Annotated in this window: 12 protein-coding genes and 1 pseudogene; 7 read left to right on the top strand and 6 right to left on the bottom strand. The window is 44.5% G+C overall.

What is annotated here, in order from left to right; all coding sequences use genetic code 11:
- Positions 1 to 92 precede the first annotated feature (92 nt).
- Positions 93 to 791, bottom strand: a complete 699-nt coding sequence (gene rpiA / locus BBEV_RS01590; protein ID WP_069363863.1) for a ribose-5-phosphate isomerase RpiA — start codon at positions 789 to 791, stop codon at positions 93 to 95.
- 198 nt (positions 792 to 989) lie between these two features.
- Between rpiA and BBEV_RS17040 the strand changes: the two are divergent.
- The 4 genes and pseudogenes from BBEV_RS17040 to BBEV_RS17305 all read left to right on the top strand — a co-directional run.
- Positions 990 to 1,559 (top strand): annotated as a pseudogene (locus BBEV_RS17040) (IS1595 family transposase); the annotation flags it as partial.
- Between the two features lie 365 nt (positions 1,560 to 1,924).
- The gene (locus BBEV_RS01580; RefSeq protein ID WP_069363861.1) at positions 1,925 to 3,265 is read left to right on the top strand and encodes an RNA-guided endonuclease InsQ/TnpB family protein; all 1,341 of its coding nucleotides are present in this window, start codon (positions 1,925 to 1,927) and stop codon (positions 3,263 to 3,265) included.
- A gap of 30 nt (positions 3,266 to 3,295) precedes the next feature.
- The gene (locus BBEV_RS17760; RefSeq protein WP_232318196.1) at positions 3,296 to 3,445 is read left to right on the top strand and encodes a hypothetical protein; all 150 of its coding nucleotides are present in this window, start codon (positions 3,296 to 3,298) and stop codon (positions 3,443 to 3,445) included.
- Between the two features lie 237 nt (positions 3,446 to 3,682).
- The gene (locus tag BBEV_RS17305; RefSeq protein ID WP_157100895.1) at positions 3,683 to 3,826 is read left to right on the top strand and encodes a hypothetical protein; all 144 of its coding nucleotides are present in this window, start codon (positions 3,683 to 3,685) and stop codon (positions 3,824 to 3,826) included.
- A 281-nt stretch (positions 3,827 to 4,107) separates the two neighbouring features.
- On the opposite strand, the gene BBEV_RS01575 is transcribed toward BBEV_RS17305, so the two are convergent.
- From BBEV_RS01575 to BBEV_RS01555, 5 genes are all read right to left on the bottom strand, one after another.
- Positions 4,108 to 5,925, bottom strand: coding sequence for a bifunctional metallophosphatase/5'-nucleotidase (locus tag BBEV_RS01575; protein ID WP_069363860.1), 1,818 nt, complete (start codon positions 5,923 to 5,925; stop codon positions 4,108 to 4,110).
- Between the two features lie 567 nt (positions 5,926 to 6,492).
- Positions 6,493 to 12,369 (bottom strand): pullulanase, encoded by a 5,877-nt coding sequence (locus tag BBEV_RS01570; protein WP_232318247.1) that lies wholly within the window; start codon positions 12,367 to 12,369, stop codon positions 6,493 to 6,495.
- A 751-nt stretch (positions 12,370 to 13,120) separates the two neighbouring features.
- Complete coding sequence (locus tag BBEV_RS01565; protein ID WP_198155042.1) at positions 13,121 to 15,154, bottom strand: AAA family ATPase; 2,034 nt, start codon at positions 15,152 to 15,154, stop codon at positions 13,121 to 13,123.
- Between the two features lie 92 nt (positions 15,155 to 15,246).
- Entirely contained in the window at positions 15,247 to 16,026 is a 780-nt protein-coding gene (locus BBEV_RS01560) for a hypothetical protein (protein ID WP_069363857.1), read from the bottom strand.
- 92 nt (positions 16,027 to 16,118) lie between these two features.
- On the bottom strand, positions 16,119 to 16,727 hold the full coding sequence (locus BBEV_RS01555; protein WP_157100894.1) for a hypothetical protein: 609 nt from the start codon (positions 16,725 to 16,727) through the stop codon (positions 16,119 to 16,121).
- Positions 16,728 to 17,436: 709 nt separating this feature from the next.
- On the opposite strand from BBEV_RS01555, the gene BBEV_RS01550 reads away from it, so the two are divergent.
- From BBEV_RS01550 to BBEV_RS01535, 3 genes are all read left to right on the top strand, one after another.
- A complete protein-coding gene (locus BBEV_RS01550; protein ID WP_069363855.1) occupies positions 17,437 to 17,916 on the top strand; it encodes a hypothetical protein in 480 nt (159 codons plus the stop codon).
- Between the two features lie 1,201 nt (positions 17,917 to 19,117).
- Positions 19,118 to 21,301, top strand: coding sequence for a glycoside hydrolase family 16 protein (locus tag BBEV_RS17030; RefSeq protein ID WP_232318245.1), 2,184 nt, complete (start codon positions 19,118 to 19,120; stop codon positions 21,299 to 21,301).
- A 923-nt stretch (positions 21,302 to 22,224) separates the two neighbouring features.
- On the top strand, positions 22,225 to 22,908 hold the full coding sequence (locus BBEV_RS01535; RefSeq protein ID WP_157100892.1) for a helix-turn-helix domain-containing protein: 684 nt from the start codon (positions 22,225 to 22,227) through the stop codon (positions 22,906 to 22,908).
- The last annotated feature ends 2 nt before the right edge of the window (positions 22,909 to 22,910 follow it).

Here is a 22,910-nt window from a genome sequence, read left to right as displayed (position 1 = left end):
ACCAGCGCTGATCCGGATGAACACGAAAGAAGCTCACCTCCACAACGGTAGGTGAGCTCTTTTCGGTCTGATCATCCATCCTCAGGGCGCATTCACAGCCCCAGCGTGCGTTTATGCGTCTCGACGCTTCCGTCTTTTTTTCCGATGATGAGGGCATCTGCCATATCGACAAAGATCCCGGTTTCAACCACGCCATGCATCAGCTTGACCTTTTGATGCAGTGCTTCGATGTCCGTAATATCGTGATACGTGCAGTCAAAAATGTAGTTCCCATTATCCGTCACAAACTGTACCTCACCATCCAAGCGGTATTTGCAGTCAGCCCCTGACGCGGTCAGTTCCCTCCGGGTCTTTGTCGAACCGAAGGGCACCACTTCCACCGGAACCGTCGCCGGTCCACTGATCGTTGTGGTGAATTTGTCTTCTTCGAGGAGAATCACCCGTTGCCCTGCCTCTTGCAGCACCTTTTTCTCCCGGTAGAGTGAACCCCCGCCGCCTTTGATTAAATGAAACTGCTCATCGGCCACATCCGTGCCATCCACCGCCAGATCGATGGTGGATGCCTCATCCAGTTCGATGAGGGGAATCCCTGCTTCCCGGGCGAGGCGGGCCGTTTTCAAAGACGTCGGTACGCCCTTTACGTTCAGCCCCTCCGCTTTGATCCGCTCGGCAAGAAGTGTTAAAAAATGGTTGAATGTGCTGCCGGTCCCTAAACCTAACACCATGCCGGAGCGCACATGTGTCAGCGCTTCCCTTGCAGCATTTGCCTTTTGCTGATCCTGTTCTATCATCGTCCTCATCCCTTCCTTCGCATAAGGCCATTATTCCCTATGACGATCAAATTTCTTTTCTTTAACCATTATTCAATTATGTTAATCTTCAATCAGCCGGAAAGCAAATACCTTTTTAAAAGGCTATCCTGAAAAATAAATTCCGGTTTTAGTCCGAACTATATTAAAGGGCTCCCTTTAGTTTTTTAAAGCCCTTTAGCGGAGTTGAATGGTGACGTTACGCATATCACATTGTTTTATTGGAGACACAAGCTCCTAACGGCTTTAAAACAAATGGAAATCTCAAATTTCCAAGGTATCGTTGAAATGGACGAGACCTATTTTCTATACTCTGAAAAAGGACAAGGAAAGATTCATCATAGAAAACCTCGCAAACGGGGCGGTTTCTCCAAGAAACGTGGCGTAAGGAACGAAAAGGTATGTGTACTGGTCACAAGAAACCGTGAGGAGCAACTATCGATTTGCCAGTTTCGGTATGACCGTAAAAATCCGCACCAAGGGGCTGATCCAGAACGTGAATAATTATCATCGAAGACTGAAAGGTTGGATCCAGCGGTTTAACGGCGTAGCGACCAAGTATCTTGCATGATTCCAAGTGTTAGAAAGCATCCATCATCAACGAAATGAAATACAATGAGCGATATGATCATTAAAGGGAATTTAATTCCAAACAGAGAAACCTATGATACAATTAGATTATCTGAGTTTACAGTAAATAGGTCATTACTTTATTTAACTAACCGGGCGGTCAAGTTGAACAAAGAATAGTAAGGAGTGATACTTTGAGGTTTTTCTTTTTAAGTATTTTTTCAATACTCATTCTAACAGCGTGTAACCATGAAATTTCAAAAGATGAAATGACTCATAACATGACACCACCAGAACCTCCTAATTATTTTACGCTTTATCATCATTAGGCAAGAAGACTCCATCTGATTCGCGATACGGGCGTCAGCCCAGCGATTCAGGTGGAGATGAATTGCCATCAGTCTTACGACTGATAGGTGTTTCAAATAAAAGAACAAGTGTTCGGAAATATATCTAGCTTCTATTTTGTTAAATGGTATAATGAATGGCATAGATGTAAAGAATTGATATCATTCAATTTGAGGTCGGAAAAGGAGGTGACACAAATGGCTAGGAAAAAACCGATTGAAGTATTGCGCAAGAAAAAGAAAACAGTCAATATGCAACGGTTCACCCAAAAACAGAACATTGGTCGCAGCACCCTTAGCGCTAGAGAGTTTCGACTTCTGCAACGCATGTCTCATAGTTCTAAGGCTTTGCGCAACGTAGGCTTATATACGATTAAACAAAAGTATTTGAATGAAAACAAAATGGCGACAACAAAAGAAATAGACAGCGCAATGAAGGCCGATATGAACTATTGGGGCATTCAATCCAACTCCGTACAAGCGGTTCGAAGAACCTTACTCAGTGACGTAAAGAGCTTCTTCGAAGCGTTAAAGAAGTGGAAAGAAACCCCTGAAGGTTTCACAGGTCGCCCAAAGTTCCCAAAGTATTCTCGTTCCACTGCCAAACGTGTCATCGAAATCTATCAAGTTCCCAAAGTGGATAAGGATGGATATTGGAGCATTCCAATGAATACTGCTTTCAGAAAACGTTTTGGTCCCTTAAGACTGCGAATGCCAAAGAATTTAATGGATAAAAACATTTCTTACATTGAAATTGTGCCAAAGCAAAACGGTCGGTTCTTTGAGGCTCATTATGTATACGAAGTACCTATGTCTCAAATGAAGAAACAACAAACGACGACAAAAGCTTTGAGTTGCGATTTAGGTGTAGATTATCTTCTTAGTTGTGCAACGAATCAAGGAGACGCCTTTTTGATTAATGGAAAGAAGTTAAAATCCATCAATCAGTACTTCAACAAAAAGATAAGCGAATTAAAACAGAAAAACATCGAAAACGGCTTGTCGAAACGCATAGTGACAAACCAAATAGCTTCTCTTTGGCGTAAACGAAATCTCCAAATAGGCGGCTACCTTTCACAAACCGTAGGTTTGTTGTTCAAACAGATAAAACGACTGAACGTCGATACCGTGGTAATGGGTTATAATGCCGATTGGAAACAAGAATCGCATTTAGGGAAGAAAAACAATCAAGAGTTCGTACAAATTCCTTTCCACAGATTGATTTCGGCTATTGAGAACAAGTGTCTCAAGGAAGGCATCCGTTTCGTTAAGCAGGAAGAGAGCTACACGTCTAAAGCTAGTTTTCTGGATCATGACGATATTCCGGTTTGGTCAAAAGGCGATAACACGATGTACTCCTTTAGTGGGAAGCGCCTATATCGCGGCTTCTATCGCTGTGAGAACGGACAATGCATCCACGCCGACATTAATGCAGCATTAAATATCCTTCGGAAATCCCAAATAGTAGAATGGGATGAAAAAACACAAATAAAAACGCCCATGATCATGGACGTTCAAAAACGTAAAGCTGTTGCTTAGCGCATAGCCTAGTGGGTGCGTCAACCATCCATGTGTACTCAACTTTTGTTGGGGCTTGTAGCACACGCCAGTTATATGCTGAGTGGTGGTTTCTTCCGTAAGGAAGAACTGCTCTTCTTCGGAAGGGTGGTGCAAGTGGGAAAACGATCGTACGTCGCCAGTACCAACCAAAAACAGTGATTTGAGAAGAACCACGCAGAGCGTCAACCTTTGTAAGAAAAGACCTGCTTGGCTATCTCAAGCCCCCACTGAAACGTTGTACCTCAGTGGGGGTTCGTTGACGCGATTTCTGATAATGAGAATATTAGAGAACACTATGATATAGAGAACATCAATCAATCTTTAAGTGAAGAAAGTAGAGAATCTCTTTATCATGGAGGTATAATATGGGCTTGGGATACAAAGGTTGAAAACGTTATGAAGAATTATACAGGGAATTTTGACATTGAAAGTTACCCCAACTTTATTATTTTTGATACGGAAGGGGTAATTTTACAAACCACAGACATTGATGAAGTTGAAGATTTTTTATCTGCAAACAAACCTGCTTGGAGAGAATGATCGCAAGACGAATTTTTATTCAATCTTTTCATTCGAATGATTTCTGGTATTGGGATCCATTATACTTCAACATACGGGACGCGTTAGTTGAATAAGACAATGAAACCACCCACAAATTCTATTTTATGGATTTTGCGCTTTTTATAAATATCAACATTGAATTTTAACAAAGCCTTTTAAAACAACCATCCATTCGCTCTATCCATGATGAATATAAAAGAGGCAGGAGAACTTTACGCTCTCCTGCCTCCTGTTACTAAATCATATCGGATAACGGCTTTTTACTCCTGCTCTTCGACTTGAATCCGGCCTTCACCGTCTTCATAGTCCACTGCACCCTCTGAATCCATTAAAGTATCATTCAGCTGGAACATGGCATTGGTAATATAACCTGCAGCTTCCTGAAGAATAGTGGCTGAAGAAAAGTCATAGCCATCGCCACCTTCTGCCATAAAGTCATTGGTTACAAGTGTATACGTCGCGTCGTCTTCAATTGGTTCGCCATCAACATATAGATCTGCATCGGCATATGCCCCATCTTCATCGGTGTAAATCGTATAGGACAATCCTGAAGCTTGAATATCAATGCGGTCGAACCTGGAAAAAGAGTATTCTACCACGTCACGCATATCCTCACCGGTAATCTCCATCTCTGTAAGTTCGTTACCAAATGGCTCAACCGTATAGATATCTGCAGCCCTAATTTCACCTTCATCAATATTGGCGCGAATGCCACCATTATTCGTAATGGCCATGTCTGCATCCACCGCATCTCTCATTGCATCCGTAATGAAATTACCTAAAGAGGTATCTCTTGAATTACGGGCGTCACGGCTCAATCCTGTATTCGTATAACCAATTACTTCCTGAAGAAGCTCTTCTGCTTCCTCGTTGTAGCCATCGACCATCGCCTGAACGTCTTCATTCACTTCCGTCAGCTCGTCAACGTCCTGTAAATAATAATCATTAAATGTCACATCGCTGCCATCAAATTCGAGGTTGAAGTGTCCAACGAATAAAGAATCACTGCCTGCCTGCACAACCGGTGTGCCGTTCACCATCTGCTCTTCAAAAATCCTGCTGTGGCTGTGGCCGCCGATAATGACATCAAAGAAATCAACGTTCTCAGCAAGATGCTGATCTGCACTATTTCCGATATGAGTTAGCGCAATCAGGATGTCGGTTTCACCTTCCAGATAAGCATATTCTTCTGCCGTTTCCACATAATCATGAAACTCCAGACCGACAATCCCGGAAGGGCTGGTTGCCGGAGGATTTTGTGTTAAAGAGAAAATCCCCACGTCCACACCGTCTATTTCTTTGATAGTATAGGGTTCCGGCTGCTGGATCGCGATGTCTTCATCCACGACTTCCATGTTCGCACTCAGCCAGTCAAATTCCGCCTGCTCTTCACGTGCCGCAAAAGCTTCCTGACCATAATCGAATTCGTGGTTCCCGATGGCCATCGCATCCAGACCCATTTCATTTAACAATCTAACAATTGGCTCACCATCATTCAAATCAACAACCGCGTTGCCGCTGAAAATGTCCCCTGCATCGAGGAACAGATAGTTATCCGCTTCTGCACCCTGTTCGTCAATGAATGCGGACATTTTTCCGAAGTTATCGATCTTTGAGTGAATGTCGTTCGTATGGAAAATATCCAATGAAAAGCTCTCAGCATAATCAAAATCGGTTTCAAAGTCATTGATTGACAATTTACCGCTCAATCCTTCAAGATCATCGTTCGCGTGTTCTACCGTGACAAGTGATCGATCGTCTGAGGACACGTGATAATCAGTAATTTCAGGTACGACAGTCTCCCCGTCTGACAACTCGACTTCGACATCAACAACCCTGTCCACTGCCAACCCTTGTGGAAACGTTTTGTCAAAATCAATTTCAAAGCTGGTCGTATCAATCACGTTGACGCCTTCCACATCCCGTTTCGGTCCCTGTGGGGTCTCACCACTGTTTCCATTTCCAACGCCGTTACCTTGATTGGCACTTGCCGAAAACGTAAATGTTCCCACTGCCAGTACTGTTGTCATGGCGACACCAAACACTTTCCGATGTAATGTTGAACGATGTTTCTTCATTCGATTTCCTCCTTAAAAATTTAAGTATTGGATAATCTGACACGCAACCACCTTATCAACTCCGGTAATTGCCTTTTCAGTGTACGCATCGCTCACGGTTAATGTAAACCTTAAGGAAACAGACGTCTGAGCTCCTTACACACTTATTCACGGTACAAGAGAGCCATGTTTCTTTATGCCGGTTTCACTTACCTTGAATGAAAGTAGAAGTTACATCAGAAACACCGATAAGGCTGCACTGACAGACTGTTCTCTTCTGAATCACCCGTCTGAACTACTCCAATTGACTTGATTTCATTTCCACTGTCGTTTACGATTGTTCCTCTTTAAGATTAGATTTTTTTGTCATTCGCAAATAAAAACGTCTCTTTTTTATGGTTAATCATGGTTATTATCACCCTGAATCAACAATAATTTTACAAATCACATGAACAACCTCTAGTTCGACTATGCTATTTGCTTTGATTTTTCAACGGAGCAAGAAAAATGTATTCATTAGACCTACGATAAAAGAAAAGCCACAGATGCCCCTTTCATAGGGACCATCTGTGGCTTTACATGTTGCGATTATTCCTCTGTTTCAGACTCCAGCTGTTTGATCACTGCGTCTGCTTGATCCAGCAACGTTGCTTTCGCATCGCCTTCAATATGTCTGGCGTTCGGTCTTCTATCCAGATGTTTCTGGACGTTCTCCATGAACCTAACTGCCTGACTGTGACGCTCACTGCTTTCATGATGTTTCGCTTGTCTGACCATGTTCCCAAGCTGGTTGACAAGCGGTCCGCGAATCTCACCGGCCTGAACATGTTCACTGATCATGTCATCCAGTTCAGCTAATTGTTCAGCTGCTGATTGCGGTTCTTCAGGAATGTCTTCGCCACCAATTCTCACAACAACCGCTGTTAATGGGTCAAGTGAGATGTGGTCCGCGGAGAGCTCAAAGCCTGTCGGATCCGAAACTTCCGCTATGCCTGATTCGTTGCCATCAACAATCACAACGCCTTCTGTTAAATCGAGATCTTCAAGGGTCAGCGTCCGTTCCTGTTCATCGGTATTTACAAACACCGCATACTCACCCGTATCGTCGGTTGATTTGGCGTGGTAACCGATAATCAGATCCTGGTCGTTGATTTCAGGCGCATCGATCATCGAGACGCGTTCATCGATTTCTTCCAAAGTTCCTAACCGGAAGGCATCCGTTGAGCGACGCAGTTCAATCAATCCTGTCGTATATTCCCGCGTCATGTTGTTGATCGGATACGCTTCTTCATCCGTCGCTTTGTCCCATTCGATCATGTTGATCGCATCCGTCGAATCATAGGAATCGTGGATGAAATACGGGAATTCAAATGGGCTGCCATCTTCATTTTCCATATAGGTGGACTTGTAAGGCGCTTCGTCGGTTTCCGCACGGAACTGCTTGGTGCGTCCGAATTCCTGACCCGCATGGATGAACGATGTGCCTTGCGACGTCAGCACCATCAGGTTCCCGAGACGAATCCGCTGATGGATTTCTTCCTGGTGATATTCCGGATCTTTCTGAATCGATTGTGCGATCACATCATGAAGCGTCAGGTTATCGTGCGCGGCAATGTATGGCACCACATCCCCTGGATTCGTTGCTGTGAAATTATGCGGGTTCGCTGTGACATTGTCATAGATTTGCTGAATGTCACGGGCGCCTCCTGTTAAGAAACGCGGCTCACCTTCGCTGCCGAATCCGGACTTCAGTTCGTTTCTGAATTCATCCGAGAAGGATCCGACGGCTTCGGTATACTGCATCCAATCCTGATCGGCAGGCATGACATCCCCGCCGGATTCATCCCCGACAAAGGTTCTCCAGCCTTCACCGATCATCACGATGTTCGGATTGACTTCTTTCGCCTTGTCGTACGCCATCTGGATACTTTCCGCATCGTGATCACCCATCATATCGAAACGGAAGCCGTCCACTTTGTATTCTTCGACCCAGTGCATGATCGAATCCACCAAAATGCGGCGTGACATGTCATGGGTCGTTCCGAGTCGTCCACCGCCAAAGCTCGTGCGGGACGTGCCGTCATCATCCATAAAATGATAGTACTCGGGTTCAAGGTCTTCAAAAATCTCAACCCGGGCCGTATGGTTGTAAACCACATCCAAAATCACACCCATATCCCGGTCATGAATTTCTTCGATTAAGAGTTTGAATTCTTCAATCCGCTTCTCGGCATCATCCGGATCTTCAGAATACATGCCGGTGAGGGAGAAATAGCTGTGCGGATCGTAACCCCAGTTATAGTTGTTCTGGGTGGATGAATAATCCAACATGCGCTCGTCATTGTTGTATTCATCTGCGAAAAAATAACTCATCACTGGCAGAAGCTGTACGTGTGTGACGCCCAGATCTTCAATATAATCCAGTTTTTCAACAAAGGAAGCGAATGTGCCAAACTGTGATTCCAATTCTTCATCGATATCCGGGTCCGACGTGAAGTCACGGACGTGTATCTCATAAATGATCGCATCTTCGCGTTTTTCAAACCCATCGATGTCTGCAAAATCCAGTTCAGGACCGATGGCCGACGGATCCACAATCGCCGCTTTTCCGATCGGTACTTCATCAACGTTTCCGCTGTCCCACGTTGCCATGGATGATGCGTAAGGGTCGAGCGCCAACACCGATTCCCCGTCACGCTCAATGTCATAGTGGTAATAGAAACCGCTCAGGTCAGTAACCCCGGTGTTATCCTCGTCCAGGGTCACTTCCCAGACACCCCGGTCTCCGCGCTGCATGTCCACACCATCGGCAACAACCTCGTACTGATCGTCCGCATCATACAAGATAATCGACACATTGTCCGCACTCGGTGACCAGACTTTCAAGGTTGCTGAGCCGTCTTCATGAAGTTCAGCTCCAAGGTCACCATCATAGGCATACATCTCATCTTTGAGTCTCCAGCCCACGCCAGCGGTTGCGGTGCGCTGATTGTACGTCACGTCAAATGGTGCATCGTCCAGGTTCAATGATCCGTGAACGCTGACGGTTTCGCCGTCTTCGTCAATTGTGACCGAATCAAAAGAGACTTCCTCTCCGTGCCGATTCGTCAACGTGATGCCTGCCATCAGGGAGTCTTCATCGAACCCTTCCGTAGACGTAAATCGCAGTTCAATCAGCTCGTCTGAGAGCACCTCGGCTCCCGTCAACCCTTCTGAGCTGACATGGTATGGGTTGTTATAGGCGGTGTCATCACCCTCAGTCACAAAAATTTGATTGTGCTCGTCAAGTTCTGTGAACAGCATATCTTCGGTTTGATCACCTGTTTCGGTATTGAGTAACAAGAAACCAAGTTCTTCAGCACCGTCTTCCAGATCGATATCCACATAGGCCCCGTAGCGGCCTTCCTGTTCGAAGTCAACGGCGTCATCCGGCCAGTCTGATGGCGGATTTAACCCCTGTTCCCAGAACCAAACGCCCCAGTCGTTAAAATCGTTGTCTTCCCGGTCGTAATGAATCCTGACCTGATCGTCAAGCGCCACCGGCTCATACGTCAGGTACGTCCCGTCTTCATACAACCACACTTCATTCATTTCTTCTGCGAGACGATCGATGGTGAAATCCCCGGTCAGATTCTCGCCGTCGTAATTGACGAGCATATTCAAGTAGTCGGCGCCTTCTTCCAGTTCAATGTCGAAGTACACCCCGAAATCTGTCATCTGCTCTTCAGAGAATTGTTCATCCCCTGGCCATTCCGCATCGTCCTCTGATGGAGACGCAGCACCGTCCCAGTACCAGATGCCAAGGTCACCAGGATCGGTGTCGCCGTTATCAAAGTGAACCCGTAAATGATTGTCCGGAATCTCATCGGTTTCCGGCGCGTCACCTTCTTCACCGCCAGTGATCGTGCCATTTTCCACGGTCAGAAGGGCTGTACCCCCGTCTGCCATCGCCGGTAAAGTAACCGTCACCGACTCATCACTTGCCGTATACGTGTCACCCGAGTAGTGATCGGTGACCACGGCATCGTCGGAGTCCACGTCCAGTGTGATCTGGCGCGCTTCTTCTTCGACGTTCATGGCCGCGTAAACGGCATCATCATCGTAGGTTCGGCTGAAGACGACAAACCCGTCATCATCCGTACCCGTCACGTGATCAAACGCGCCGCGGGCCATCACTTCACTGTGCTCACCACGGAGATTAAACACGTTTTGATAGTGGCTGAGGATCGCATTGTCTTCCACAAGGTTCCAGCCCATATCGTAGCGATTGTCATACACCGGCCAATTATCGTCACCGGTCTGACCGAGTTCTTCGCCGTAATAAATGACCGGCTGCCCTTTGACAAAAGCCTGCAGGGATGCGGCAACTTTCAGCTTCCCTTCATCGCCGTCCTGCGCATAGAGGAACCCTTCTTCATCGTGGCTGCCAAGGAAATTCCCAAGCGTCGCCTTGTTATCAATCGTGTGCTGCACGTCATCCAGTGCATCCACCGCATTTGAAATATTCCCGTTGACGAGATTTCCGGCAATGCCTTTGAAATCAAAGCTCAACAGGGAATCCATCTGTCCGGAGTTCAAGTAACGGTGATCACCGTCGATATTGTTCTCCCACGCCTCACCAATCATCTTGAAATCGGTGCTTTCCCGGGTCAGTTCATTTTTGAACAGTTGCCACGTCGGCTCATCCACGTGTTTCACGGTATCCACACGGAAGGACGAAATGGCGTTGCCCGCATCGGTTGTGGACTTTTCAATCCAGGATGTCTGCCAATCAACGATCTGTTCGCGGACTTCCGGTACTTCGGTTTTGAAATCCGGTAATTCAGCCAGTTCCATCGTTTCATCATCAGAGCCTGGCTCTTCTCGAATCATCCCGTCAAACCGCTCTCTGTCCTCATCCGTCGGATAGCCTGGCGGCGGATCTTCCACATCACCGTCTTCCGGTTTCAAGCCATAACCCGGATGGTTCAAGACCACATCCACCATGATGTCCATGTCCCGCTCTGCCGCAGCATCGATCAGGTCATGAAATTCCTCCAGTGTTCCGAGATGCGGATTTAATTCTTCGAAATCCTGCGCCCAGTACCCATGATAGCCGAAATACGAGCCGTCATCGCTTGCATAGCTCACATCATATGCAATGTTCTCGACGATCGGTGTGATCCAGACGGTATTGACACCCAGCTCATCCAGATAATCCAGATTCTCTTTCACCCCGGCAAAGTCACCGCCCTGCGGTGTACCGCGCGGGTTATCGTAGAAATCGTAGTCCAGATCATATGGGTCGTTGTTTGACGGGTCCCCGTCATAGAAACGGTCCGTCAGCATAAAGTAAATGACCGATTCATCCCAATTGAAGTCACCATCTTCTTTCGTATGTTCCACCACATCAACCTCTGCGCTGCCTTCATACACACCGCCTTCTTCATCAATCAGTGTGAGTGGAATCTCATACGTGCCAGGGTCCACCGAATAATGCGCAGACAGCGTCACACCCATCACTTCAGGTGAGATCGCAAGCTCATCCGGCCCACCCAACAAGCTGACGTCCGCGTGCATGCGATCAATCGCCACGTCTTCTTCCGGATAGGTCACGTCCAGATCCAGTACCGCATGATTCTCGGCATCCACGGCACCTGTCGTTTCACCACTGACGGCAAAATCATATTCTCCTTCACCAAGCTCCGGCGCTTCTTCCTCTGTTCCGGCGAAGTAAGGGTTCGTGTACACCTCATCCGCATCCAGATTCACAAACACCTGTCTGTGCTGATCCAGATCACCAAACGTGAAATCATCCGTCTGCTCTTCTGTGTCACGGTCGACTAAGAGGAAACCGACAGAAGAAGGATCATCGGTCAGCTCGATATCAACGTAAGCACCGTATGGACCGGTCTGATCCTGACTGAACGGATGAGCATCTGTTGGCCATTCATCCGGCGCTTCTGCCACATCGCCCCATGTCCAGAGTCCCCATGGGTCATAGACGTCATCGTCGGTTTGAAAGTGGACCCGGAGGATGTTATCGTCAAACGCCACCGGCTCATAGTAATAGATCGCTTCGTCATTTGTAACCCAGACTTCGTTCATCTCGTCCGATAACATGTCGACTTCAAGATCACCTGTTACGTTTTCGCCGTCTGCATTGTTGATTAAAAACTCAACAAGTTCCGGGTCTTCGGCCAGTTCGACGTCAATGTATGCACCAAAATCCGTCGTCTGTTCTTCTGAGAAACGGACGTCACCAGGCCATGCTGTATCTTCTTCTTCACCTTCACGATCCGCTGAAATTGTACTGAAATCACCCCAATACCAGATCCCCAGGCTCGACAGATCCTGATCACCGTAATCATAATGAATCCGCAGGTGATCTTCCGGCACCTCGCCGCTTTCGTCCGTTGCTTCCTCTTCTGCTGTTACGGCGGGTGTGAACGCCGTAAAGACACTCATGCCCATCACTGCTGTCATAAACTTCGCCGATCGTCTTTTCCACTTTCTACTTTGCATTGTCAATCTCCCTTCGATGTCGTATTCCGATCAAACAACCTGCATGTCGAACAAGTGCGCACAATCAACTCCTCTCCATTCGAATCCCCTTCGATTCATGACCTGTTTGCACAAATCGTGCATTTTTTGCATTGTTTGTGCAAACGTTTTCATTTATGTGTAAAAATTAAAGCACCAGCTGACTTAGCAGGATCGCTAATGAAGCAAGCGCTTTCTTAAGAATAGAATAACTCAGATTTCTATCGGGTGCAAGTGCACTTCCTAGGTTTTGTGGAAACGAGTGCACAACCTAATCGAACCTATATAGAATAGATATGGTTCATTTGGTATTCTTCATAATTCAGTTGATTATCATTGGGTATTGGCACTGAGCGTTCTCCCCATCCGTTTCAGTTCTTTTGCCAGTCTTTAAGAATCATTCCACATAAGGTCCTGATTGCAGAGAAAATACAACTTTTTTCACCAATCCTTCGGTGGATAATAGCCTATCAGTTTAATTAAAATTCTTTTCGAGATTATCCGCGAGTTGAAAAGAACCGGGAATCTTGAAATCAGGATCAAAATCAGGTAATCTCTCCACAAACTAATGGATTCCCTTGATAGTTTGTCAGATGAGTCGATTTCTATTTGATTGGAATATTTATCATTAAATGGAGAGTTCGCATAAACCCTGAATGGTTTCGACAAATAAATATCATCGCTTTTTTCGATATCAGATCGCTCCGCTTTTTCTTCTCGTAATCTTCATTGCTTCATCAATATCCATTTTCTGAATTGATTGCAGTTTTTCAGGTGTCAGTTCATTCAAGTCGCCATCGTTCACCAGTCGTTGATTCGCGCAATTGATTGCCAATTTCACAAATTCATCAGCCCAACGACCGTTTCCACCGAAATGACCTTCATCCTGATGAAAGTCGATCATATGATGTTCCAGTGCTTGTGATGCATCAACACTTAAATCATAGCCCTTCGAGTCCAGTAATCTTTTCGAAATCTCAACAATGTCTTCAGCCGTATAATCTGGAAAATCGAAATAATACCCGATCCTCGACTTAAAACCAGGGTTCACATCGATCATATTCTTGATATCCTCACTGTAGCCTGCCAGGATAACCACCAGATCTTCATGATAATCTTCCATTCCTTGAATGAGTGTCGATACAGCTTCCTTTCCAAAATAATCATGCTCGTCTGTAATCAGATTATAAGCCTCATCGATGAACATCACGCCGCCCATCGATTGTTTTATTTTTCTGTTTACTTTAGGAGCGGTTTGACCCAAATATTCAGCAACAAGATCTCCCCGTGAAGCCTCCACAAAATGACCACTGCTCAAGATCCCCGAACCATTGAAAAATTTCCCCATGATTCTTGCTACAGTGGTCTTCCCTGTCCCAGGAGGACCGGTGAAGCACATATGCATTCGTGACTTTTCCACTTCCATATTAAATTCTTTTCTTTTTTCATTTAATAAGATCGTATTCATAATCCGCCTGACTTCATTTTTCAATTCCGTCATTCCTACCAGATTGTCAAGTTCCTGTACAGCTTCGTCCTTCATTTTTACTAATCTCTCCGGATCATCATTAGAAACATTCCCTGCTTTTTTCAAATCTTCAGCAATAACGACATTCGTAGCTTCCCCTGTCAAAGCCGTACGTGTATGCATTTCTTCGATAACAAATTCAATCAGGTTCCGAACCGTTCTCGCATTCCCATCGACCACGCCCTGGTGCTCATACAACTTCAAATAACTGGCCAGTTCTAGATGTGCATCAGCGTCCAGCTCACACCCCTTGCTGTTGAGCATCTCTTTTGAAATTTGTGCCAGCTCATCAAGTGTGTAATTCGAAAACGGAATATGCAAGCGAACCCTTGAACGGAAGCCCTCATTCATATCCATTAATTCTTCCATTTCTCCCTGATAACCAGCGAGGATGACGACAAAGTCCTCCCGATGGTCTTCCATCGCCTTAATCAACACCTCTATGGCTTCATTACCGAAATCATTCTTTGTATTGGAAACCAGCGCATAGGCTTCATCGATAAATAAAACACCACCGATTGCCTGATTAATTATTTTTTCTGTTTTTGGCGCTGTCTCTCCCACATGCTCTCCAACGAGATCTTTTCGCCCTACCTCTAAAAAACGGTCCTCCGGTACGACACCGATGGCATAAAACAACATACCCACGATCCTGGCCACTTCTGTCTTTCCTGTACCCGCAGCGCCTTTGAACAACATATGATAAGACGGTGTTGATCCTTTAACCATCTTCTCATTTATTTTCCTTCCTCGAATGGATTGCATAATTTTCATGATGGTTTCTTTCACATCCGACAATCCAATCAGAGACTCCAACTCATTCCATGCTTGGAGAAATATATCCCACCTTTCATCCACTTCATCCATCTCTATGAAAAACAGATTGTATTTCAGCACTTCTGGAGCAACAGGGATGTCCTCATTATTTTCAATAGCTTCACTCACATGCCTGAAAAAATCCCTGAAATATTCACTTTTTCGAAACACTTCCGGCGCCTCTTTATGACTCCAGTCCATCATTCCTTCAATCTCATTTGAAAGGGTTTCTGCATTGTCACGGGAAGACATTTTTTTCAATTTATAACCCGAGGGAAGGTGATCCACCCACCAGTTCTTGCTGCTTTCTTTATGCACAGCAAAATGAGTCGTGACCTCATACCCTTTCACTTCCATATATGTTTCTGATCGTTTATCTTTCACAGAGTATGTCTTTTTTGAAGTAAAAATCATCCACACCACCTTTTCATAAACTGCTAGCCGCGTTCCCTGTAACGTTATATGTGAGCTTGAATCTAAAAGAATGAATCATCATGATCATCCGGGGATTCTTCCGGCTTCGATTCAGGAGTCCTGAATTGATTTTTTTCATCGGCATCCGTCTGCTTTTGATGCTTATTTCTTTTATTATCATATTCTTTAAATTTATAAACAGCAGCCGGAGAGTGATCAAACTGCTTTGACTCATGAGAATTAAATTCTGATTTTGGAGTCTTCCCCTGATTTTCATCATCCCTTGAGACCGGCAGCAATCGATCCATTCGGGTAATCATCAATTGCATGATCATGCCAGACAGTACCGGTAAATAAAAGTAGCTGGACACCATCGCAAGAGACAGTGTTTCATATGTAGAAAACGCAAAAAAATCAAAAAAGGTGTCATGGTATTCGTCGCCAGGTAACCGTTCCGTGAATAACCCCATCATCATGAGTGTCACGAGAGCCGTGACAGCTGACTCCACTTCCCAATTATTCTTTTCAGCCATGATATACACAAACAGCGAGACTATCGCCCCTGCCAAGACTGCCGTATCCGCATTTACCATCCTTGATAAGGGGAGAAAAACCAACAAAAAACCGATGCACGCAAAAGACAACGGTGTGTTTTCCGTTTGATCCCAAAGTGCCATTGCGATGATCACTAACAGCACCGATACAAATGGCGTATAAATTGATTCCTCACCAGCATAAGTTAACATTACAGGAAAAAAACTGGCCAACAGGACAGCACCTGATAAATAAAGTGGCATCAATGTTATTAATTCTCTTACTTTCATGAGAAAATCATAGATCATAGCTCATCACCTCTTCAAGCTAACAGGAAGAATTCTGGAGTATCGTTTTATGAATAACCCGCTGACATTTCTGCTATAACTCATAATGTCTTTTACTCCAACCTCGTTTTTTTCCGGCTAAAATAACCATATCCCCAATAAATGACGAGATTCATCACTACTGCACTGAGAGGAACAGCCAAGATAACGGGTTGCTGCATGACTTCAGTTACCTTCTCCAGTGTCAGAACCTGTTCACTGAATCCTTCTGTACTGAGTAATCTATCATCCGTTGTCCGGATGTGATAAATAAAAGGCATCGCTGCCATAATCGTTACTGCCAGCGGGATCCCATGATAAGGAATAGCCACTTTATAAGCAAATAAAAAAACAAGTAAACCGAGAATGGAACCGCCTGCTGCAGCATAAACAAAATCCGTTTCATAGTTCCACATGAAAACCAGGTAAAATGTTAATGTCGCATAGCCAATCGGCACTCTGAAATCAAGATTTTTACCGTATGTTGATAAGACCAGGAACAAAATAGGAAGCACCCAAAACAAGTACACGGGCACTTGTAAAAGCGGAGCTTCTGAACCAAACCCTCTCATTACCGGTAACATCACTAATAGCGTAAGCCCCAGCGACAAAGATTGTGTATACAGGTAAAAATTCGATTTGAATGATGAACTTCGAATCCATGATTGTATGTTAGTGAACATAGTTAAAACCCCTTAACAGGAAAACAGTATTACTGAGCAGATGATTTTATTTCATGCTTGAACGTTAATCAGACAAACATGCGGTCAATGATATATTACTGTACTCCACAATAGGTTATTATAGCATAGATAAATGGATTTTAATTGCCATTAACCTATTTTATGCATTAACATTATATTTTTTCTCTAAGACCACCCTGGATAGTAAATTTACGTTTTATTCGGATTAGTGCTGAATCATTTTGCATGAGCGTCTTTGTTAAGATTGATGGAGGATAAACCTCCCCGAGCAAGGTTCTGCCGAAAATGAATGATTTCAACAATGAAAAACAAGACAGATACAGACTGCCATCAACTTCATAGTTCTTTTTATCAGCACTTAAACTAATCCAAGTAATTTAAAAGCCTACCTGTTCACTTCAAAAAAGTTGAAATTAAGTACCAACGGCAAACAGGTATGAAGCGAGTGCACAAAACATAGACCTGCACATAGATCAGGTCTGTTGCTTTCATTCTTTTCTGCCAATTGAGTGATCTTGGCGTTCCTTTTTTTGTTTCAAGACCTTTTCATAACGTTTTTGTATCAACTTATCTGAATCAATGGATGTATAAAAGATTAAATATTCCATTTAATCTTTTTTCTGAATCTATTGATTCAGAAAAAAAGATATGGTAAAGTCCTACCATATTACTAAAGGAGGAATGTTTCTTGGAGAAAAAAGTTAATTTTTCATTATCGCTGCTGTTTTTCTGGGTAAAAGGATTCGTGTCGGTAGATTCAAGGTTGATTAAAGTTTCTGGTATGAATACGCTGTTAGGCTTCATCCCGGTCGGGAAAGATAACCAATCTATCCCCTTAAAAAATGTAAGTTCAACCACACTATCCACGAGTTACAGATTGAAACGTATGATCATTGGACTTATAATTATTTTATTTTCTGTAGTGATGATGACTGATACAGCAGGCTTTATTGCAGGGCTGTTTTATTTATCCGTGGGTGTTATCGTCATTTTAAGCGGTATCCTCTCTGTTTTAGTGATTGAAAGAGCTGGTAGCGACTACTTTATTCCTGTTCCTTTCTATGACAGATCAAAGCTCGTTGAAGCTCAAAACTACATAGAAGAAGCTCTGGAACATGAAACAGATAAAACGGATTTAAACATGTTTTTCGACAAAAAAGAATCTTAATGGAACATTCTATTTTGTCTTGAAACGGATGCAGAAATTTTAAAGTATTCCACACGCTCCCGATTAATCAATCAAGATATTCGGGAGCGTTTTATTTTCTTCTTATAAAATGCTCCATACACTTTTCTTCCCATGATGAAAACAACAGAGAAAAAAATGCATCATTTCTTATAGGCATAATTCTGCCCAGGCTGCATTACTCCTTTCATACCAATCTTTTTACTCATTTATTATCATACATTTTTAAAACATTAAGAGCCGTCAACACTGTAACGGTAGTTCCTTTGTAAAACAGTACTCGAGAGGATTCATGCAATTTTCTGGCAGAAAAGAGAAGGTACTCTACCATAAATGTTTGCTTACGAGGGGCAAATACATTTACAGAAAGAGGACTTTTGGTGGATCGGATTTTATCAAATTTAGATAAGTTGATAAAAAACGCCTTAGTTTATCTGGAGGACAAACTCCAAAAGTACATGCGTCAACAAGCCGAGTGCAATGCATAATTACCAACTGAGCGTTAACGACTATCATACTTATCATAAATTCTTTGACTGATCCGTCGAGGATATCGTGAATGTTTGTATTTCAGGCGATTCATCGTTTCAATCTTCTGCTCTTTCTGAACTTTTTTGAATCATTTATCATGCATCATCCGCTTCATAATTCTCTTTTTTTAATAAACACATCTCCGGTCCTCTTTCCAACACTTCTTCTATGATCGCCCTTCTGATAACACTGCCTTAACGTTCACCACTGGCTCACTTCTTCTATCTACAGGTAACTGATCGGTCATCACAGAGGTCAAACTTTCGCGCTAGTTCATTGCTACATAAGGGCGATGATCACTCCCTTCCTAGGAAGCCTGAACCAATTATGTAAACTTTCTGATAATGGATTGACGCCATGTCCCACCCGGGTTACAGTATACGAAAGCGCTTTCGGTAATGGTTCTTTTTACGGCTCAAACAGGTCAAGCCGTGTGAAATGATCCCCCTTTGATCCAGACGCGACACAGCTGTTTTACCGAAATATTTCTGTGTGTGCAGTTTACACACCGCTTTTTTTACATGGTTACGAAATCGGTTTCGGGAGTTGGTAAATGAAGGATTCTCACCTGGAGGTGGTGCATGGCTGAGCTCAGACAGATCCGGAAATCATCCGAACGAATCGCAACAAACACAATCGAAAGGGGCACGTTATGAAATCAAAAATGAAATTATCCGTAAACAGTGTGCTGGTACTCGCATTACTCGCACCGGCATTTTCAACAACGGTCACTGCAGAAGAAGAGGATACGGAACCGAACTGGCAAATGACGTGGAACGATGAGTTCGATGGTGAAACACTCGACGAGGATAAGTGGCGCATCGACATCGGCAACGGCTTTTACGACGGTGACGAATGGATTGAAGGCTGGGGCAATAACGAACTCCAGTCCTACCAGGAAGATAATGTGACCGTGGAAGACGGCTCACTCATTTTGGAAGCCCGTGAAGAAACAGTCAGCGACGACAAAGGCGAATACGACTATACATCCGGCAAGGTGCTGACCGACGAGTCGTTCAGCCAGGCCTATGGCCGTTTTGAAGCGAGCATGAAACTCCCTGAAGGGCAGGGCTACTGGCCGGCGTTCTGGATGATGCCGCAAGACGATGTATACGGCGGATGGGCCGCATCCGGTGAGATCGACATCATGGAGAACCGCGGATCTGAAACCGACATTGTCGGCGCAGCGATCCATTACGGTGATCTCTGGCCTGACAACACCTACACAGCGGAAGAGTACCACTTCCCTGAAGATAAACGCACAACTGACTTCAATGAATACGCCATCGAATGGGAGCCAGGCGAAATCCGCTGGTACGTCAATGACGAACTCTATTCCACAAAAACCGAATGGCATACCGAGTACGGCGAATACCCGGCACCATTTGACCAGGAATTCCACATGATTTTAAACCTGGCCGTTGGTGGCTGGTACGGCGGTGAACCGGATGAAACCACCGAATTCCCGGGGCAGGTGGAAGTGGATTATGTCCGCGTCTATGAAGATGCCGACGCAGAACATCCGCCACCAGGAGACTATATTGATCCGGACGAAGGTGAGAACGGCGAAGAGGAAGGACCTGAACCCGTTGACCCTACGAAAAACTGGGAAGAAATCGGCGACAACCTCATTGAAGACGGGACGTTCGACGAAACCACCGAATTCGGTGATGAAGAGGACAGCCTTGTCTGGAACGTCTTCAATATGGGCGATCACGATCCAAACGGCGGGCTTGCCGACTTTGAAGTCGTTGATAACGAGCTGCAAGCCACCATCGAGCAGAATGGGTGGGCATTTTACCACATCCAGCTCATGCAGGACGTATCTGTCACCGCAGGAACGTATAAACTTCAATTCGACATGCGCTCTGACGTTGAGCGACCGATCTATACCGAGCTCACCGGTGCCGGGTACCGCTTGATGGAAATTGATGTCGATGAAGAGAGAACGACCTACGAAACGTACATCGATGTATCGTCACCTGGCGATTACAGTCTCCTGTTCGGTCTGGGCCGGGAAGAAGATGATCCGGATCCGGATAACCCGTATGACATTCACCTGGACAACGTCCGGCTCGTTGAAGTGGGCGAAGACGGCGAACCGACCTACCCGGCAGATCCGAATGAATTCGATCACTGGGTCGAAGTGGGTGACAACCTCGTAGAAGACGGAACGTTTGAGGAGACGACGGAATTCGGTGACGAAAATGAATCCCTCGTCTGGAATGTCTTCAACATGGGCGATCACGATCCAAACGCCGGCCTTGCCGACTTTGAGATCGTGGACGAAGAGCTCCGTGCAACCATCCAGCAAATCGGCTGGGAAAGCTGGCATATCCAGTTCATGCAGGACATCTCCGGTGAAGCCGGCACGTACAAGATCGAATTTGACATGCGCGCCGAAGAAGATCAGGAGATCGCCGTTGAATTGGTGGACTCCGGCTCAGGTGTACATCAATTCGACATCGGTGAAGAGATGACGACACATTCCACCTATATCCAGGTCGACAATCCTGGGGACTTCAAACTGATGTTCCAGCTGGGTCACACGAACGACGACAACGAAAACCTTGTTCCGTATGACCTGTATCTCGACAACGTCAGGCTTGTTGAAGTAGAGGCGGGTGAAGAAGAAGAAGAGCAAGAAGAAACCGGTCCAAAGCCACCTGTCACACCCAACGTTCCCGCATCCCCGGCAGCACCGGCATTAAACAACCCGGGGAACGTGTCATTTGATTCAGACGAAGAAGAGGAAGCCAGAAAGCCAGGTCCTCCCTCTCACGCAAATGACCAATCATCAAACCGGGGTGGGAAGAATCGACCGAATCATGATTGACGACTGACAATTCACCCGATCCCACCTGAAAATACCTGCCCCCATCACGGTGAAACTGAGCTGTGATGGGGGCAGGTTTGTTTTTATTATAACGGAATTCAGTTTACCAGCAGTCCTTCTTGATCAAGATGGTCATCGATTTTTAAAACGTTTTTTACTTATTTATATGATAGTTCGTACCCGCCGTCTCCCCAAATGAATCCTTCAAATATTTCTTTACTTATCAGCTTTGTAAAGATAAAGACGAAGGTCTTGATATGAAGCTGTTTCATAGCATGCAGGTTAACGTGACAGAGATCTTCCTGCCGCTCGCTTTGAAGCAATGCCCTTACGTCCACTTTTGCATAGGTTATCGAGGGAACCTTGTCATTTGTATTCAAGGAAGACACATTCACTTCACGCTTTCACTGACAGCTGTCGTACTAAAACACTGAACATGTGTGTTCTTTTCAAGTGATGGCATCCTACAGTGTAATGATTGAACAGATCCGCACTTTTTATTCCAGTACATTCACAGTATTCGAAACCCTGAACGTTTTGATATAAATCACATCCAGATCATTCTTGTGGTTGAGTTCATTCAGCTTGATCTCAAGTTTATCGGTACGAGTGCAGAAACATCCCCCCCCCCCCCCCCCCCGTTTAGCAATTCATCCAGCGACCTTCCGCTTGTCCTACCGCTTCTGTACCAGCTTGTTTTGAAAAAGCGTCTTCTCTCCTGCTGGGAGAAACCTCCGATAAAACCAAACATGTATTTTCCCCACCAAGTATCATTCTTTCTACCAAGTCCATTTTACCTTACCTCAAGTTTATTCCAAGAAGTCATCATTTTGATGAGGTTAAATCTGCATATACATATCCTCCTAGAAACTATGTTTTATTCCTAATACAAAAAATAATTTCATGAATAAATAAATTATTTCTTGATTAATGAAATTATGCGTGGTATTATTTTATTATTACAAAAAGGAGTGATCATTATGGATAATAGTTTTGGTCAAAATGTTCGGCTTTATAGAAAATCAAAAGACTTGAGATTGGAGCAACTTGCTTCAATGACCGGATTACACTTGAGCGCATTATCTCAAATCGAAAATGGGAAACGAGATCCAACACTGAGTATCGTTCTTAAAATTAGCGAATCCTTGGATATTCCAATTTCAAATTTGGTTGCAAACGAAAATCGTTTTCAACATAAAATATTTACAATCTACTCTTTTCGTCCGAATCATGATGCAAATTCGGAGATCATTTATTTGATCGCTGGCCATTCATCGCATCCAGTTTCAGGGAAATCAATTGGTTGGGGGGTATCAGCACCTAGCATGACAGATATCAAAAATCTGTCTCTTGAATTTATGGTCGATACAGCTGCTAATCCATCCAATTCAACTGATGAATTGAAAGAAACTGTCATCATCGACTATGTTGAGACAGAATTGAAGAAGAACCGGTTGGCGCTTTCTAGTTTTCCCAAAGAATATATTTGGGAAGTTCGAAAATCATTTTCTGCAGAGATTATCTCTGTTATTAAAAACGATATGAAGAAATTTTTTACAAAAAATCATCTATTTTCGCAAGGTACCTTCAATCATATACGGCAATAGCT

This window comes from Salisediminibacterium beveridgei (genome assembly GCF_001721685.1).
GTDB classification, from domain to species: domain Bacteria; phylum Bacillota; class Bacilli; order Bacillales; family Salisediminibacteriaceae; genus Salisediminibacterium; species Salisediminibacterium beveridgei.
The sequence above is the reverse complement of the archived record's forward strand: the minus strand, read 5'-3'. Positions and strand labels throughout refer to the sequence as shown.